The organism is Exiguobacterium artemiae, assembly GCF_033342815.1.
In the GTDB taxonomy this organism is placed as follows: domain Bacteria; phylum Bacillota; class Bacilli; order Exiguobacteriales; family Exiguobacteriaceae; genus Exiguobacterium_A; species Exiguobacterium_A artemiae_A.
Map to the genome: position 1 here is coordinate 53,445 of NZ_JAWPEN010000016.1, position 16,323 is coordinate 69,767.

At 48.6% G+C, this 16,323-nt stretch carries 14 protein-coding genes; 2 read left to right on the forward strand and 12 right to left on the reverse strand.

All coding sequences use genetic code 11. The features are described from left to right. Window positions 1-5: 5 nt before the first annotated feature. The 11 genes from R7V76_RS13610 to R7V76_RS13660 all read right to left on the reverse strand — a co-directional run bounded on the left by R7V76_RS13610 (window position 6) and on the right by R7V76_RS13660 (window position 13,534). Window positions 6-1,196, reverse strand: a complete 1,191-nt coding sequence (locus tag R7V76_RS13610) for a DHHW family protein (RefSeq protein WP_318093177.1) — start codon at window positions 1,194-1,196, stop codon at window positions 6-8. A 15-nt stretch (window positions 1,197-1,211) separates the two neighbouring features. Then, window positions 1,212-2,600, reverse strand: a complete 1,389-nt coding sequence (locus tag R7V76_RS13615; protein ID WP_318093179.1) for an MBOAT family O-acyltransferase — start codon at window positions 2,598-2,600, stop codon at window positions 1,212-1,214. Then, complete coding sequence (locus R7V76_RS13620) at window positions 2,590-3,084, reverse strand: hypothetical protein (RefSeq protein WP_318093181.1); 495 nt, start codon at window positions 3,082-3,084, stop codon at window positions 2,590-2,592. The genes R7V76_RS13615 and R7V76_RS13620 overlap by 11 nt, the downstream gene beginning before the upstream one ends. Then, a complete protein-coding gene (gene wecB, locus R7V76_RS13625) occupies window positions 3,081-4,190 on the reverse strand; it encodes a non-hydrolyzing UDP-N-acetylglucosamine 2-epimerase (protein ID WP_440137050.1) in 1,110 nt (369 codons plus the stop codon). The genes R7V76_RS13620 and wecB overlap by 4 nt, the downstream gene beginning before the upstream one ends. Window positions 4,191-4,204: 14 nt before the next feature. After that, window positions 4,205-5,035, reverse strand: a complete 831-nt coding sequence (gene tagH / locus R7V76_RS13630; protein ID WP_318093185.1) for a teichoic acids export ABC transporter ATP-binding subunit TagH — start codon at window positions 5,033-5,035, stop codon at window positions 4,205-4,207. Between the two features lie 11 nt (window positions 5,036-5,046). Next, window positions 5,047-5,847: an ABC transporter permease gene (locus R7V76_RS13635; RefSeq protein WP_318093186.1), complete on the reverse strand. Its 801-nt coding sequence runs from the start codon at window positions 5,845-5,847 to the stop codon at window positions 5,047-5,049. Next, window positions 5,844-7,136, reverse strand: coding sequence for a nucleotide sugar dehydrogenase (locus R7V76_RS13640; RefSeq protein WP_318093188.1), 1,293 nt, complete (start codon window positions 7,134-7,136; stop codon window positions 5,844-5,846). The genes R7V76_RS13635 and R7V76_RS13640 overlap by 4 nt, the downstream gene beginning before the upstream one ends. A 302-nt stretch (window positions 7,137-7,438) precedes the next feature. Next, entirely contained in the window at window positions 7,439-8,677 is a 1,239-nt protein-coding gene (locus R7V76_RS13645) for a glycosyltransferase (RefSeq protein ID WP_318093190.1), read from the reverse strand. Beyond that, window positions 8,674-9,996: a glycosyltransferase family 4 protein gene (locus R7V76_RS13650; protein ID WP_318093192.1), complete on the reverse strand. Its 1,323-nt coding sequence runs from the start codon at window positions 9,994-9,996 to the stop codon at window positions 8,674-8,676. Before R7V76_RS13650 ends, R7V76_RS13645 begins: the two co-directional genes overlap by 4 nt. After that, window positions 9,888-10,895, reverse strand: a complete 1,008-nt coding sequence (locus tag R7V76_RS13655; RefSeq protein WP_318093194.1) for a methyltransferase domain-containing protein — start codon at window positions 10,893-10,895, stop codon at window positions 9,888-9,890. Before R7V76_RS13655 ends, R7V76_RS13650 begins: the two co-directional genes overlap by 109 nt. Then, on the reverse strand, window positions 10,892-13,534 hold the full coding sequence (locus tag R7V76_RS13660) for a glycosyltransferase (RefSeq protein WP_318093195.1): 2,643 nt from the start codon (window positions 13,532-13,534) through the stop codon (window positions 10,892-10,894). The genes R7V76_RS13655 and R7V76_RS13660 overlap by 4 nt, the downstream gene beginning before the upstream one ends. 275 nt (window positions 13,535-13,809) lie before the next feature. Here R7V76_RS13660 and R7V76_RS13665 point away from each other — a divergent pair, with 275 nt between their 5' ends. Further along, the gene (locus R7V76_RS13665; RefSeq protein WP_318093197.1) at window positions 13,810-13,971 is read left to right on the forward strand and encodes a hypothetical protein; all 162 of its coding nucleotides are present in this window, start codon (window positions 13,810-13,812) and stop codon (window positions 13,969-13,971) included. Window positions 13,972-14,032: 61 nt separating this feature from the next. Here R7V76_RS13665 and R7V76_RS13670 read toward each other — a convergent pair whose 3' ends face one another. Continuing rightward, a complete protein-coding gene (locus R7V76_RS13670) occupies window positions 14,033-15,025 on the reverse strand; it encodes an NADP-dependent oxidoreductase (protein ID WP_318093199.1) in 993 nt (330 codons plus the stop codon). 192 nt (window positions 15,026-15,217) lie between these two features. On the opposite strand from R7V76_RS13670, the gene R7V76_RS13675 reads away from it, so the two are divergent. Continuing rightward, window positions 15,218-16,279 (forward strand): PTS transporter subunit IIC, encoded by a 1,062-nt coding sequence (locus tag R7V76_RS13675; RefSeq protein WP_318093201.1) that lies wholly within the window; start codon window positions 15,218-15,220, stop codon window positions 16,277-16,279. Window positions 16,280-16,323 lie beyond the last annotated feature (44 nt).

Here is a 16,323-nt window from a genome sequence, read left to right on the forward strand (position 1 = left end):
CTCCTTTACAATTTCTGCTGATACGTCTTCATTAATCCGTTAATGTTCGCATTGTGCAAAAAGACGACGGCATCCACGTTTTTTTGATTCGCAAATTCAGATGCATCAAAATCTTTGTTGACGTATCGCACATCGACGACCTCAAGATTGGCACTCTTGGCAAGAAACGGCAGGACCGGATTGGCAAACGAATCTTTGAGGACAAGCAACTTCGGTCCTTTCGTCTGTGACGTCATTGACAAAATACCGTGATTACCGCGCATGAACACTTCATAGCGGTCGGCATAGTCGCCCTCTTCCTTGATGAATTGCTCATCAATCAACGGTTGACCACATTTCTTGTCGTAGCAGACATCGATTCCTTTAAACTGATCCGCACCATAGTATTCGATTTTGTCTCCTGTGCTCGCATACGCGAGTGTCGTCTTCCGGGCGAGTGAACCAAAGTACGGATGTTCCGATGCCCGTTTTGATTCAGGATCGACTTCCACTTTTTTTAACGTCGGTTCTGTTTTTGCGACTGTTCGGACAATTTCACCATAGGCTTGATAGGCGCCGTCTATATTCCAGTGATGGTCGGTCTTAAAGTAATCGGACAACTGTAAAGCATCGAGGGGAATCGAGATAATACCGGCTTGCTTGAAACCGGCTTGCATCGTCTGATACCGTTGTTCCGCGTTCGAAGCCACATAATCCGGAATGATTCCATCACGTTCCGCGACAACTGTTTTCGACGGTGCGAGGGCAAAGTAAACCGGACGATCAACGTCTTTCGTGAACTGTCGGAAAGCATTCGGGACGACTGGTTGCGCTGCTTGACTCGGTTCAATCAAGTAGCCGTCTTTTGCCGTATAAATGCCGTTACGGAACGGTTGTCGCAGGATGTTTTTTGATAATTGGGCCTGCATTTCAACAAAGGTTCCACGCAACACTAATTGATCGGTGAAATAACTTTCCAGCTTCACCATATCGTCACCAGAAGTAACACCTTGGACGGTCGGTTTGACAGACTGTGCAAGGGATCGATTTTCCAGTTGGGAACTGATGCGGTCTTCCCGAACAATCGTCCCCACGCCGATTGCCATCAAGATGACAAAAAAACTGATCGTTGTCAGCCACATCATCTTCCGTTCAAAGGACGAGGACGGTTGACCGACCGCTTTCGGCTTTGATTTACGTTCGATTGGTTGTGCCATTTCGTCTTCTCCTTTCTAGAAACGGAAATAAATAAAGGGATTAAAGGTACTTGCGACCAGTGCGGATGTCGCGAGGAACAATAAGACCATCGCGTATCCATATTGCATCGTCTGTCCGATTTTGCCGGATGATTCGACAAATCGTTCGCCGATTCGTTTTGGAATCGGGGTCGCAGCAAGACATGCCAGCACTAAAATAACACCATTTTGGACGAGTTGATAACTCGCGCGGTCATCCCACAAAACATCCGGGACGAACATCGCTTGAATGTATGTGATGGCTTCCGGGAACGTTTCCGCCCGAAAAAAAACCCATCCGACCAAAACGAGTACCAGTGTCCACACAGTCGCGAACACGGGAACCCGTGCCAGCAGTTTCCCGAGGAATGCTTTTTCGAGCATAATCCAAATTCCGTAATAAACTCCCCAGGCCACAAACGTCCAGCTTGCGCCGTGCCATAGTCCAGTCAACATCCAAACGATTCCGAGATTACGGTACTGTTTCCACGGCGACACCCGGTTCCCTCCAAGGGGAATATAGACATAATCCCGGAACCAAGAGCCTAATGAAATATGCCACCGGCGCCAAAATTCAGAGACTGATTTTGAGATGTACGGATAGTTAAAGTTTTCAAGAAAGTGAAACCCAAACATCAATCCCAGTCCAATTGCCATATCACTGTAACCGGAAAAGTCAAAATAAATTTGTAAGGCATAGGCAATGATTCCAATCCAAGCGAGGCCCATTGATAGATCCTTCATGTTAAAAATCGTATCCGCGATCTGTCCACAGCCGTTCGCTAAAATCAATTTTTTGGATAAGCCGATGATGAAGCGACGGACCCCAAGTGCAAATTCAGGCAACGTTTCCCGCCGGTGATTGATTTCGTCCGCCACCGTCTCGTACCGGACAATCGGACCGGCAATCAACTGCGGAAATAACGCGATGTATAATGCGAGATCAAGCGGATTTTTTTGAACCTGTCCCGCTTGACGATACACATCGATGACGTAACTCATCGCCTGGAAAGTAAAGAATGAAATCCCGATCGGTAAAACGACTTCCGGGACAAACAACGTCGTTTGAAACGTCTCGTTGATTGAAGTCATGAAAAAACCGCTGTATTTAAACCAGCCGAGCAATCCCAGATTGACGGCAATCATACTAAACATAATCCACTTAACACCGATCCGCGTACGATAGGCATGGACAGCGAGCGCAAATAAATAATTGATCACAATACTGGTCAGCATTAAAAAGACAAATCGTGGTTCACCCCAGGCATAAAAGAAAAGGCTCGCTACAAGGAGCCAGCCGTTCCGAAACATGCGTGGCAACAAGTGGTAGACAAGCAACACGATCGGTAAGAATAGAAATAAAAAAATCGTCGAACTAAATAACATGATAGGATTCCTCCTGCTTAATCGGAACAAGCCGGTTGACGTGTAACCCCGTCAAATGAACACGCATGTCCCCTTCGAGTAAAAACTTGAATGCAATTTTGAAGTAATCGGCGCCTTTAACTCGTTTCAGTTGTAACGTACATGTCGTCGGACCATCTATGGTCAGCCATTCCGTCTCTGAATGCATCCGTTTTTTTTGCCCGTATTGCATCTTGAACACCTGAACGTCGCATGATGATTCCGATTCCAGGTCGCACATGAATGTGACGGACTCAGCCTGTTCAAAGGAAGCATCGGCACGATACAACTTCGAGGGGGGATATTGAAATCCCTGATCAAACAATTGGATATAAAGCTTATCAGCCGGATCCGCCTGTTGAAAATCGAACCAAACACCGTCCGCATCTTCTTCGAGCAGAATTTTTTCCCGGTTGCCTTGCGGAAAAAATTGATAACTTGCCAGTTCCAGTGGACGTGAACTCATACCGGCACCTCGCTTAAAATCGCATCAACAATCCGTTCTGCCGCATGACCGTCTCCATATGGATTCGCCGCCTGCGCCATCGCGTCATAGGCCCCTTGATCCGTCAACAACAGATGACCTGTTTCATAAATGCGTTCCGGATCCGTCCCAACAAGCTTTAACGTACCGGCCGCAACACCTTCCGGACGTTCGGTCGTATCACGCAAGACGAGGACCGGTACACCAAGCGATGGTGCCTCTTCTTGAATCCCGCCAGAATCGGTCAAAATCAAAGTGGCGCGGGCTGCCAAGTTATGAAAATCAAAAACATCGAGTGGTTCAATCAAACGAATGCGCGGATGGTGGTTCAATTGTTCCGCCGCCTCAAGGACAATCGGGTTCGGATGGACCGGATAAACGATTTCGATATCCGGATGACTGTCGGCCAATCGTTCGATAGCATCAAAAATCTGAGACAATTGCAGGTGATTTTCCCGTCGGTGAACCGTCAACAAAACCAGCTTCCGTCCGCTCTCTGTAAGGTCCGTCAGCACCGGATGCGTGTACTCAGCCGAAACCGTTGTTTTTAACGCGTCGATGACCGTATTTCCCGTCACGATGATCGGACTCTGTTTATGCTCGAGCCGTAGATTTTCCGCTGCCTGCTCGGTCGGAGCAAAATGGTAATCCGCGAGTACACCCGTCAATTGACGATTCATCTCTTCCGGAAATGGCGCATACTTCTGATACGTCCGTAAGCCGGCTTCAACATGACCAACCGGAATCTGTTGGTAGAAAGCCGCAAGTGAAGCCGCGAATGTCGTTGTCGTATCCCCATGGACCAACACCAAATCCGGTTGCTCTTTTTCCAAGACACGGCGCATCGCATTTAAAATCCGTGCCGTCATCTCTTCGAGTGTCTGACGTGGACGCATCAAATCAAGATCATGGTCGGGAACGATTTGGAACAGTTCAAGGACTTGATCAAGCATTTCCCGGTGTTGTGCCGTCACGACGACAATCGGTTCGATCCCCTCCCGTTTTTCCAATGCTTTGACGACAGGTGCCATCTTGATTGCTTCCGGTCTCGTTCCGAACACTAACATGACTCGTTTCATTCGTTCCATCCCCTATCCGTTATTCATGACGATAATTCAATCGTTTCACCGCGTGCCGAGCGTTCGATTTCATCACTTCGTCCTGTTCTTTTTTTCATGACATAATGTGCCGCTTGTTTTTTCGTCAGTTGCTTGTACCAGTATAAATATTTGTTATACTCCGCCATCGTTTCCGCTGTCGGTCCAAACATCCGAACTTCTCCATACTCAAGCCAAAGAATTTTCGTACAAAAACTTTTGACTTGATTTAATGAATGGCTGACAAAAAAGATTGTTTTTCCCTGGTCGCGAAACTCCCGCATCTTATCGAGGCATTTTTCCGTAAATGTCTGATCACCAACCGACAGTGCCTCATCGATGATCAGGATATCTGGATTGATATTAATCGAGATGGCAAAACCAAGCCGCGCCCGCATCCCACTTGAATACGTTTTGACCGGTTGATCGATGAAATCTCCGATGTCCGCAAACTCCAGAATTTCCGGTGTAATCGCCTGGATCTGTTTTTTGGTCAGCCCCATCATCAATCCTTTTAATTCGATGTTGTCCCGTCCGGTCAGTTGGTTGTTCAGACCACTGGAAATGGCGATCAACGCTGATTTTCCGCCAAGTGTTACACGACCGTATGTCGGTGGCGTAACATTGGCGAGCAGATGCGACAAGGTCGACTTTCCACTACCGTTGATCCCGACCACGCCGACGATTTCGCCTTGTTCGACGGAAAACGAGACGTTCTTTAACGCGTAAAACGGTTTACCGCTGACTTTCCCAAATAACACTTCTTTTAATTTATCAATCGGTCGGGCATATAAGACGTAACGTTTTGAAACATTCTCGAATACGACGTGACTCATATTTTTTCCTCCTAGACATAATCAATGAAGTACCGCCGGAACCGCAGGTGAACTGCTGCTCCTACCACTAACAAAACGGACGTCACAGTCCAGAAGTAGACTCCATACCAGACGTGATCGAGCAGATAACCGGTTCCGATTAATGCCGAACGGTATCCTTCGATCAGATAGACGAGCGGATTGATCATCAACAACGTCTTAAACAGACTGTGATCAGGCGGGATCCACATGATGGGCGTCAAATACATCAACATCCGGATCGCCGACGTCACCATGTTTTGTACATCCCGAATCATCGTTGCTAAAGCAGACAATAGCAGCGAAACGGCATACAGAAAAATCACACCGGCCGGGACGATATACAACAATTCAAACGTATGCAATCCCGGAAAGTAACCAAATGCCATTCCGAGAATAATCGTCAAGACAATCATTGCGAGATGACGGTAAAATTGCGCCAAGATGACATAGGCCGGTATCGTACTCAGAGGAAAATGCATTTTCGACACAAGGGCGACCCGACCGTAAATCGAACGGGAGCCGCTTGGAATTGTACTGCCGATGAAAAACCAGGCAATCAGTCCACTGACCAACCAAAAGACAAACGGAATTCCGTCAACCGGATGTCCGCCGCGGATTCCGAAACCAAAGACGACCCAGTAAACCCCAATTTGCAGGAGCGGCGTCATGATTTCCCAGAACCACCCAAGATATTGCATGCTGTATAGACTTTTTGTTTCATAAAGTGAAAGACGAAAGATCAGATAAAAATGATCTTTCAGCTCTTTCCCGACTGTACCGACCCCGTTCATATCGCCTTCGCATCCACTTCCGTCGTTTGATACTCGTGTAAGTTGCCGAAATTCAGGACCGTGATGTCCTCAAGTGGCTGGACGATTCCTTTTGTATCGAATAAGACCGGTGTCCGCATCTGATTCGCAAGACGCCGTGAATCAAACTGTTTGAATTCGTCATGATCAACAAGGACTAGTGCCAGGTCCGCCCCCTGAATTGCTTCAATCTCATCGACGAGCTGAAAGCGTGATGAAATCGAACGTTCGACGTGCGGGTCACAAACTGCTACATCCAGACCGCGGTCAATCAGTTGCTCGATGACATCGACAGCCGGACTTTCGCGCATGTCATCGACATTCCCTTTATATGTGACACCGAACACCGCGATTTTTGGTCGAACGTGAGACGAAACAAGGCGTTCTGCCTGTTCCGCGACGAAGTGCGGCATATTGACGTTCGTTTCCCTCGCCGTATGGATGATCCGTGCAAGAGACGGCGCTTTAGCAACGATGAAGTATGGATCAACAGCGAGACAATGTCCGCCGACACCCGGTCCCGGATGATGCAGATTGACACGTGGATGCATGTTCGCCATCTCGATTACGTCGAGCACGTTAATCTCGAGCTTATGGCAGACTTGTGTCAGTTCATTAGCTAAGGCGATGTTCACATCACGGAACGTGTTTTCCATCAATTTCGACATCTCTGCCGTCTTCGCATCCGTTTTGACAATTTCACCTTGGACAAATGTTTCGTAGACCGCTGCTCCGGCATCGGCACACGCCGGTGTCAATCCGCCTACAATCCGGTTATTGTGAATGAGTTCATGTAAGATTTGTCCCGGAAGCACCCGCTCCGGACAATGGACGACGAAGACGTCTTGACCGATGACGAAGCCGGCTGCTTCAATCAACGGACGGACATGATCATCCATCGTCCGCGGCGCAATCGTTGATTCGACGATGATGACGTTCCCTTTTTGAACGTGCGGCAACATGTTCCGGACAGCAGCAAGGACATACTTCAAGTCACACGATTTATACGTGTCATTTAAATTGGGTGTCGGAACGGCAATTAAAAAGACATCTGCCGGTTCCGGTGTCAAGGTTGCCCGAAACTTTCCGTTTGCGACGACACGTTTGATGACGTCTTCAAGTCCCGGTTCTTCAATATGAATGTCTCCCGCATTCAACATTTTGACGATGCGTGGGTCGATGTCGACCCCGACGACGTCCGTTCCGTGATCTGCAAACATGGCTGAAGAAGGTAATCCAATATATCCGAGTCCGATTGTACAAAGTTTCATTTTGTCATTCCTCCATCTAGTTACGAGTTAGTCCTTCACGTCAGCAAATTACCGACTGTGTCGTGGCTGTAACTAGACCATAACGACAATTGCTTGTGTTTCCAATGGTTCTAACCATCTCTTAAACCATTCTTCACAGACCTTACATTCAAGGTGTTTCCTGTACTTTTTGTAAAGCTTGTAAATAATCAACGAACATTTATCGCATTCGGCAAACAAACAACTGAATCCGGTCAATTCCGTTATTTCCTATCGTGGATTTCCCTGCATCTGCCTGGTTTTCGTCTGCATTCAGTCTTTAGTTACATCGTCATTTCGCGGTAGACGTCCAACAAATGGTGTTTTTCTTTATCCCAGTTGTATTTTTGGCGCGCCTGCTTTGTCCGTTCTTTCATCGCCTGACGCAAGCTGTCTTCCTCGACGATTTGGTTCACGGCAACAGCAATCGCTTCCGGGGATTCGACATCAACGAGTAATCCAACACCTTCCGTTTCGACAACCCGCCGGATTTCCGGTAAATCCGCTGCAACGACCGGCACAAGTGCCGCCATGTATTCAAACAGCTTATTCGAAGAAGCCGAATAATGATTAAAACAGATGTTTTGCAGGACTTGAAAACCGACTGTTGCAGCCGCCGTATAACTTGGCAGCTGATCAAGTGGTACCTTATCGATGAAATGGATCCGCTCCCGTTCCGGGGACTCTGCCGCCAGTTCCCGGAGACGCGGTTTGATTTTTCCGTCCCCAATAAACAGCAACGTCCCACGCCGGACAAACGGCATCGCTTCAATCAGCCGTTCAAGTCCCCGCCCTTCCTGGATACCGCCTTGGTACAGCAGAATAGGTTCGTCCTCCTTGATGCCGATTTCTTCATGGACGGATCGTGGGCATGGTACTTCTTCGTGATAAAACGGATAATTATGCAGGACAGCCGGCCGTTCGCCATAAAGTGACGCATGGTAGTCGGCCCGTGTGTCATTTTCGACCATCGTCTGATCGACAAACCGTAACAAGTAACGCTCAAATAAGCCCTGCCCTTTTCCATAACCTGTCCGGTCGGTCTGCACTTCATGGGAATCGTAAACAATCTTCGCCCCTCTTGCAGAAAAAATCGCTTGAGGCAACGTGTTTAAATCGTTCGCATGCATGATAGTGTACGTGTGTTTACGAGCCGCCCGTGTCATGCGGATGATTCCGAAGCTGTTATACAGTGCGTAGCGGACAAACCGGCTTTTCTGTAAGAGATACAGCAGCAGTAAGACCGGAATCAGCCATGGAAACAGCAATAACACACCTGCGCCGGCCATCAGCGTAAGAGGATTACGCTTCCGGATCCGGCGCACGATGGATTCAAGTGGAGGTGTCCGATCGATCCGAAGAATTTGAAAACCTGCTGGGTGTCGTTCGAGTTTCGGTAAACTCCCATCATTCAGACAATACAAATCGACGTGATACCCGGCTTCCGAAAGCGCCGTACACTCCCGCAAGACACGCGCATCGTTCGTAAACGTATTCCAAACAAACATTCCGACCCGGTTCATTTACTCACCCCTACTACTCGAAGATCGGTTTGACGAATCGCCTCAAACAACCGCTCCTGATTTTGTTCCCAGTCAAAGTGGGCTTGGACATATTTCACACCGGACTCTCCCATCGCGCTGCGTGCTTCCGGATGTTCAGCCAAATACCGGATGTGCTCGACGATCTTTTCGCGACTCCGTTCGCGAGAGACAAATCCCGCTCCCGCGTCTTCAATCACTTTCGCGGCATGCCCCGAGACAGCTCCGACAATCGCACAGCCCATCGCCATATAGTCGATGATTTTCCCTGGTGTTACCGTGTCAAACGCTGTACTCTCGACCAACGTTGCAAAGGCGATATCACTCTTGGCGAGTTGTTTCAGTGCATCCCAGCGTGGCATCGCGTTCATGAAATGAATATTGGTCAGCCCTCGCTCGAGAACATGTGCTTCAAATTTTTCCTTGTGATACCCGTATCCGACGACATGGAATTCAATGTGTTTATCCTGTTTTAGTTGTTCCGCGACATCAAGTAGTAAAAAAACATCCTGCGCCAGACCGATGTTGCCGGTGTAGACGACACGGACCTGCTCCGATACTTTCCGCCGTTTGATCAACCATTCATTTTCCTCAATCGAATTCGGGATGTAGTGAATCTTCTCTGGTGCAATCCCTTTCTTTTCGATATACGACCGAAACCCTTCACTGTTGATGACAATTTGATCGGCTTGATGGTACATCCATTTTTCAAGCCAATAGAGCGGCGCGAGCAACAACCGTGATTTTGTAATCCCGACCCCGACCAGTGATTCCGGCCACAGGTCACGAACATCCAGAATGAGCGGTGCTTTTTTAAGATGCTTGGCGACGACTCCGACAAGTCCCATAAAGATCGACGGTGTCGTCGCATAGATGTAAGCGTATTGTTTGGTATCATGCCGCACTTCCTGGACAGCCAGGAAAAATTGTTCCATGAACAAACGGAGTCTGCGCCATAAATTCGTCGTTGCCCGAAGATCACGCGGTTGAATTCGGGTGATCTTGGCAGCATCCAGACTCGGCTCGTCCCAAAACATGGCATCTGTATACAGTTCAGCTGTTGGATAAAGTGGTTCCGACGTCAAGACGTGGACCTCACTCCCCTGTTGCTCCATCCGTTTGAAGATATTTTTCATCCGGTTCGCAGCACTCCCGATCTCCGGATAAAAATTTTGACAAATCATCAGGACGTTCATCGTCTCCGGGCCCGTCGTTTCTTTACGTTTCGTCTGAACTTCCAGTAACGGATGACGATTTTTCCGAGCTTTGAATTTGCGAGTGACCGGTACTTTGATTTCCATTCTGCATTCGCCTCCAAGACATCCAGATTCGACACAAGCGCCCCTTCGTATCGCGCGAGCACCATTTGATACTGTTGCGTCAACAACTCAATTTCGTCTTCTTTCTCCGCGAGTTGTCGCGTGAGCTGATCCCGCTCTGACACCAACTCCGCTTGTTCCTGTTCGATGTCCTGTTGTTTTTTCTGCTTCAATTCCCACTGTTTATTCAGTTGCTTCAAGCGGACGATTTCAGTAAGATGCAACCGTTCCACCGCTTCAAAAGCTGTTTCGAGCCAACTGACTTCCTGTTCCGTAACGGGGCGTGCCGATTGTTTCTCCGGATGAAGCGTCAACGTCACCCCCAGCCATTTATCGATGCGTTCCAATTGCTCAATCGTCCCGTACGGCGTCAATTGTTCCAGCAGATGCTGTAAATAATACGTCCGTTTATGATCGGCATAATCGTTCACACCGAATGGAACGGTCACGACGAGCCGGCCACCGGGTTTTAAGAATGCACAGGCTTTTTCGACAAACCGCTCCGGTTCCCCGATATGTTCTAAGACTTCCGTCATCAATACCGTGTCGAATCGTTGGGACGTTTGGAAGGTCATCAGATTGGCTTCTTCCAATTGAATCAATTCTTGAACGGAGTGTGCTTCTTCTCTTAGTGCCGCCGTCGCTTCCACGATTGCTTCCGGCGAGACATCGATACCGACTACCTGCTTGCCTTCGCGCCCGAGCAAAATCGGAACCAGTCCACCGGAACAGCCGATATCGAGAATTTGACTGCCTTTTGTTTCCCGGACGATCCAGTGGACCCGAGACCGGACCTTTTTCCCGAATGCGACGCCGAGTTGATCATAATAAGCGGCCCGAATTTCATCTTTCGGTCGCATCATCTGTTTTGTCTGCATCATCTGACCTCCTCCAGTAACAATGTTTGAATCGCATCCGTCCGTTTCATGTCCGCCAACTCCACGAATTGACGGATCAGCGGGTTCGTCAGGTTCATTGGTTCATAAAAAGCAACAATCATACGCAGTAATGCGACACTCGGGGCAAAATCCTTGTCGCTGCAATACCGAAGCTTCACTAAATACCAGTGTTCAAAGAAATGCTCAAAACGTGTTGTCTTATACGCATCGAGCACACCGTAACGGGCAAATTTCTCTGCCCGTGCCTTTTCCCGGACGACACTTCGTTCGAAGAAACGAACCGTCAAGGAGTTGACGGTTGAACCGGCAACCGCGGCATAGTAATAATGGATGACACGATTGACGAGCAAGACACGATTTGCGTGCAACATCATCTCTTGGAAAAACAGGGAATCTTGTCCGACGGCACCTACCACCTGCTCCAGCTGATGTTCCTGTAGAAAACGTCGGTTGACGACCAGCGCCTGAATACTTTGAACGGAAAAGCGATTTTCCAATAAGTAGGCTTTCGGTTGATCACACACCGTCCGTCCTTGTTTACGAATCTTCGGCAACGCGATGATGCTTGTTTTTTCCGCCAGTTTCTTCATGTGGCCGACAGCAAAGTCGAGTGTCGGATCTTGATCCAACTCAGCCAACAGTTCGGCATACCGGTCACTCAAGACTTCATTATCAGGATCAAGGAAAGCGATCCGTTCCGAGCGCGCCAGTTCAACCCCTTTGTTGCGCGGACGTGACGCACTGCCGCTGCCGCCCGTCGGAAACAGATAGGTCACGACATTCCCGTGACGTCGTGCCAGGCGGTCAATCGCTTGGCGGGTGAATCGATCCGTCGATCCATCGTCAACCAAGATAATTTCCGACTCTTCAAACCGATCCATCCGTTTGAGGCTGGCAAAACATTTATACGTCAAATGTCTGCCATTGTTGAAGATCGGGACGATGACAGACAGCACAGGTGCTTCGATCATGGCGGTGCCGCCACCTTCGTTCCACTCCAGCGCGTCCAGGAACAACGTCTCTCCCTCAATCTTTCCTTCGGAGAACTGCTCATACGGGAACGCTTCACGCCAAATCATGGCGTTCACTGTTGACCCTTCCGCTTCCCGGATTACGAAATGAGCTTCGTCAGTCCGCGTTTTGCGGGTGATTGACACATCACTGTATTTGAACCCGTTCACCAAGTCTTCCAAATAGTATTCTCCGTATGATTCAGCCCCGTCGAGTACAGTGACGAGATCGGCTGAGACATAAAGCGCTCCGGTCAACTCTGATTCGTGACAAATTACATCAGCGGTGATTGATTGACGTGCGAGCATCTGTTCAAGTTCCGGCGTCGCATTGCGCAAGACGACGAGAAGCGTCCGTTTGACCGGCGGCATGTCCAGTTGCAGAAGCCGCGTCAATTGATCAATCCGGTCATAGACCGTATGCGACGACATGACAGAACGAATGCCTTCCGCCCGGAGTCGATCAATCTCCTCTTGTGTCGTCCGCTCGAGAATCGCCTGTACTTCTTGATGGTCATGGATGGTAAAGACGTTCGGGAAATCGTTATTGACGGCGATACTGTAGTTCGACAAAATCAGATTGCCGAGCGCTTGTGATTCATAGACCCGACGCGCACACATCGTCTTGCTGTACTTGATACTGTTTAGATTCAACACCCAGTCATAACATTTACTGACCTGTTGCAATGCGTCATAGGGAATCGCAGGAGCCACACGCGGGACGTAACGTTCCGGAAAATGATAGTCCGGTAGATTTAACTGATAGTTCCGGTCAACGATATCGAGTGTATGATCTGAGCGTAAGACACCATCAAATAACATCTCCGTATCTTTGACACGCTCCGGATATTTCGCCATCCAGCTGCCGGCAAACAGCACGTGTTTTTTGCGGCTTCGCGTCGCTCCGACCGGATTGTGGATGATCGGATTAACACCAAACGACGTTGCTTCAATCCGGTCATGTCCACAGAGTACTTGGTATTCCGGAATCATCGCTTCGTCTGATGTTAAAATATAGTCGGCAACTTTCGCCAGATCACTGAACCGGTCAAAGTTGCTCGGATCTTCCGTCGACTGGAAAACGACCGGGATTCCTTTTGCCTTCACCTGCTCCATCATGTCGAGCAAACGCTGCCGTTTTTTAGAAGTCGGCGTCGCGACTCCTTTCCAATCATCACCGTGTAGACCTTTCCAGGACGTGACGACGAGAAACAGATCAATCGGCTTTTCAAAGACGTCCGTAAAGGTTGCCGGATTGACATAATGTAAATGTAACGCGTCCTGATAGTAGGCATGCATGAACTCCGAGCACACGATCGCCACCTCAAGCGGACGGCGTTCATAATAACGTGAACCGCCCGTCACAGGGATGTCTTCGTACGCAATCTCTTTCAGCAACTCCCTGTTGCTGTCTTGATGGTAACGCTTCGTTTTGGCTTCGAGTGGGGATGACTTAGGGCGAACCGTCGTTTTCATCCGCAAGACATCGAGTTGTTTTAGTCCCTCGATCGACGAACGGTTTGCTGCCGGTGCGGATTGGATTCGCTTCTGTTCAGTCCGCACCCAGTTTAATTGTTCAATGATACTTTTTTTCCACTTTTGTTCACTCACACGTATACACCCTTCCTTCATTCATCTCTGTTTCAGTCTACGAGACCAGTTCAAAGAGGACTTAAAGGTCATGCAAGGTTTTTGTAAAGAGTTGATGAAGCAATTGTCCTTTTTCCTTACATTCACCATCAAATGAAGAGGAGTTTGCGTGGAGTCGAGTTTGTTCGTATCTTGTTTTGCTACAAAACCTCAATCTCATCAAAGTGTCCGTTTCGTTTTTAGAATCGATAATTCGGGTACATATAAAATATCGAATACAAGGGGGATAAACACTCATGATGGATAAAAAACAAGATACACCAAACGAAACAGCGGATGTCGGCTTACATCCGGATCCAGAACCAGCCAAAACATCTGATCCGGGAATCAAACCGGCCGAAACACAGCATCCGGATCCTGATGTCGAAGAATTAAAAAAAGATTCTGCTGATCAATAAATTCAAGCACAAAAAAGGTGTTGCTCTCCGCTCAGGAAAGCAACACCTTTTTGACGTACTCTTATAATTTGACCAACAGTTTTCCCGTGTTCGCCCCGTCAAACAGACCAAGAAAGGCGTCCGGGACTTGTTCAAACCCTTCAAATATCGTTTCTTCGTACTTCAACTCACCATTGCTGACCCATTTACCAAGTTGTTCCGCTGCTTCTTTAAACCGTTTGCCATAGTCTCCGACCAAGAAACCTTGCATCCGTGCGCGCGCAATGATCAATTTCGATTGGACCCGTGGACCTAAATCCGCCTGTTCGTTATAGCCGGAAATCGCCCCACAGACTGGAATACGGGCAAAAGGATTCAATCGATCAAGAACGGCATCCCCGATTGCACCGCCTACATTTTCAAAGTAGACATCGATCCCGTCCGGACAAGTCCGATCTAAGGCTTCGCCGATCTGCTCCGTTTTGTAATTGATGACTTCATCAAATCCAAGTTCTTCTTTTAGATACTGAATCTTTTCAGCACTTCCAGCAATCCCGACGACTCGTGCACCTTTAATTTTAGCGATTTGACCAACAATTGATCCAACGGCTCCTGCTGCTGCCGAGACGACGACCGTTTCGCCAGGTTGCGGGTTCCCGATGTCGAGCAGACCGAAGTAAGCGGTCATACCTGTCATTCCGAGCACACCCAGTGCCGTTGAGACAGGCGCCAATGTTGCATCGATTTTACGGACTTGTTTTGCATCGACCACGGATTTCGTCGCCCAGTCGAGCATTCCGACAACGGTGTCACCCACTGTTAACAGATCACTTGTTGATTCAACGACCCGCGCGACGACACCACCTTGGATGGGTGCATCCAGGTCGAATGGTTGCGAGTAAGAACGTGCATCATTCATTCGCCCGCGCATATAAGGATCGACTGAGATATAGAGCGTCTCTACTAAAACTTGATCCGCTTTTAAGGCGTTCAATTCGATCGTCTCATAACGGAACGTGTCCCGTGTTGGACGTCCCTCTGGTCTGCTGGCTAATACGATTTGTTGTTCTGACATAACTGTTCCCTCCCCGATTTTTTACCTCTCCACTCTAGCAGTCCTTTTGTTTCAGTGCGAATAGTTTGCTTTTATTTTTTCAGAAAATTCCATTTTCTGCTTGACGTTTTGAACGCTCTTTCGTATGATTAAACACAATTCATCACTTTTATACTGTTATGCATAAAAGCGATACATAAGGAGTGAATTTAGTTGAATACGACCTTAAAACGTTTTGACCGCCAATTCGGTGTCCATGTCTTAAACGGACTCAGTATCGGCATCTTAGTTGCTCTTATCCCGGGAGCGTTGCTTGGTGAACTTGCCAAAGCCTTGCTTCCCTATTTTTCTCCTGCGCAACATATCATCGACTCGACTGCTCTTGCGATGCGGCTCTTGCCGATGGTCATCGGTGTCGCCGTTGCCATGCAGTTCAAGGCAACCCCGATTGAAGCGACCTCGATTGGTCTTGCGACTGTCGTCGGATCCGGTGTCGCAAACCGAACCGAGACCGCCGGTTACTTATTCATCGGAACCGGTGATGTCATCAATGCCGGATTGACAGCCGCAGTCGCAACTGCCCTCGTCATCTGGCTCGGAAATCGTTTTAAGACGTATACGGTTCTCGTCATTCCAACCTTAATCATCGTCGGAGCCGGCGGAATCGGTGTCCTGACCTATCCGTTTGTCACGAAGATCACAGCCACGATCGGTCAAGTGATTACACACTTTACCGTTCTTCAACCGTTGTTGATGGGCATTGCCTTAGCCGTTACTTTTTCGGTCCTCATCGTATCACCGCTTTCGACGGTCGGGATTGCAACAGCCATCAGTTTATCCGGTGTTGCAGCAGGAGCCGCTAACCTTGGTGTTTGTGCAGCAGGTTTCGGACTCGCGATTGCCGGGTGGCAGGCCAATTCCCACGGCACGTCCATCGCTCATTTTTTAGGCTCTCCTAAAATTCAAATGGCGAATTTCATTCGCAATCCGATCATGATTCTGCCCGTCATGTGCAGCGCCGCCGTACTTGGCGGACTCGCAGGTGTACTCGGTATTCAAGGAACCCCCTTCAGTGCCGGATTCGGTATGTCGGGTCTGATTGGTCCAATCAATGCGCTTCACTTGATGGCAGGAGGATGGACGTGGATCAATATTTCGCTTGTCTTCGGACTGTTTATTGTTTTGCCGGTGATCCTGTGTCTTCTGTTCCATCAGCTCTTCCGCCGTTTTCGTCCTTGGACGAATCACGAGCAGTACCGACTTGATTTTGATTAACTAAAAAAACAAGCAGACGCTGACTCATCAGCGCTGCTTGTTTT

Excerpts from the sequence above, each read along its gene's own strand:
- R7V76_RS13610 (WP_318093177.1), bottom strand. The coding sequence starts at position 1,196 with ATGGCACAACCAATCGAACGTAAATCAAAGCCGAAAGCGGTCGGTCAA.
- R7V76_RS13615 (WP_318093179.1), bottom strand. The coding sequence starts at position 2,600 with ATGTTATTTAGTTCGACGATTTTTTTATTTCTATTCTTACCGATCGTG.
- R7V76_RS13620 (WP_318093181.1), bottom strand. The coding sequence starts at position 3,084 with ATGAGTTCACGTCCACTGGAACTGGCAAGTTATCAATTTTTTCCGCAA.
- wecB (WP_440137050.1), bottom strand. The coding sequence starts at position 4,190 with ATGGAACGAATGAAACGAGTCATGTTAGTGTTCGGAACGAGACCGGAA.
- tagH (WP_318093185.1), bottom strand. The coding sequence starts at position 5,035 with ATGAGTCACGTCGTATTCGAGAATGTTTCAAAACGTTACGTCTTATAT.
- R7V76_RS13635 (WP_318093186.1), bottom strand. The coding sequence starts at position 5,847 with ATGAACGGGGTCGGTACAGTCGGGAAAGAGCTGAAAGATCATTTTTAT.
- R7V76_RS13640 (WP_318093188.1), bottom strand. The coding sequence starts at position 7,136 with ATGAAACTTTGTACAATCGGACTCGGATATATTGGATTACCTTCTTCA.
- R7V76_RS13645 (WP_318093190.1), bottom strand. The coding sequence starts at position 8,677 with ATGAACCGGGTCGGAATGTTTGTTTGGAATACGTTTACGAACGATGCG.
- R7V76_RS13650 (WP_318093192.1), bottom strand. The coding sequence starts at position 9,996 with ATGGAAATCAAAGTACCGGTCACTCGCAAATTCAAAGCTCGGAAAAAT.
- R7V76_RS13655 (WP_318093194.1), bottom strand. The coding sequence starts at position 10,895 with ATGATGCAGACAAAACAGATGATGCGACCGAAAGATGAAATTCGGGCC.
- R7V76_RS13665 (WP_318093197.1), top strand. The coding sequence starts at position 13,810 with ATGATGGATAAAAAACAAGATACACCAAACGAAACAGCGGATGTCGGC.
- R7V76_RS13670 (WP_318093199.1), bottom strand. The coding sequence starts at position 15,025 with ATGTCAGAACAACAAATCGTATTAGCCAGCAGACCAGAGGGACGTCCA.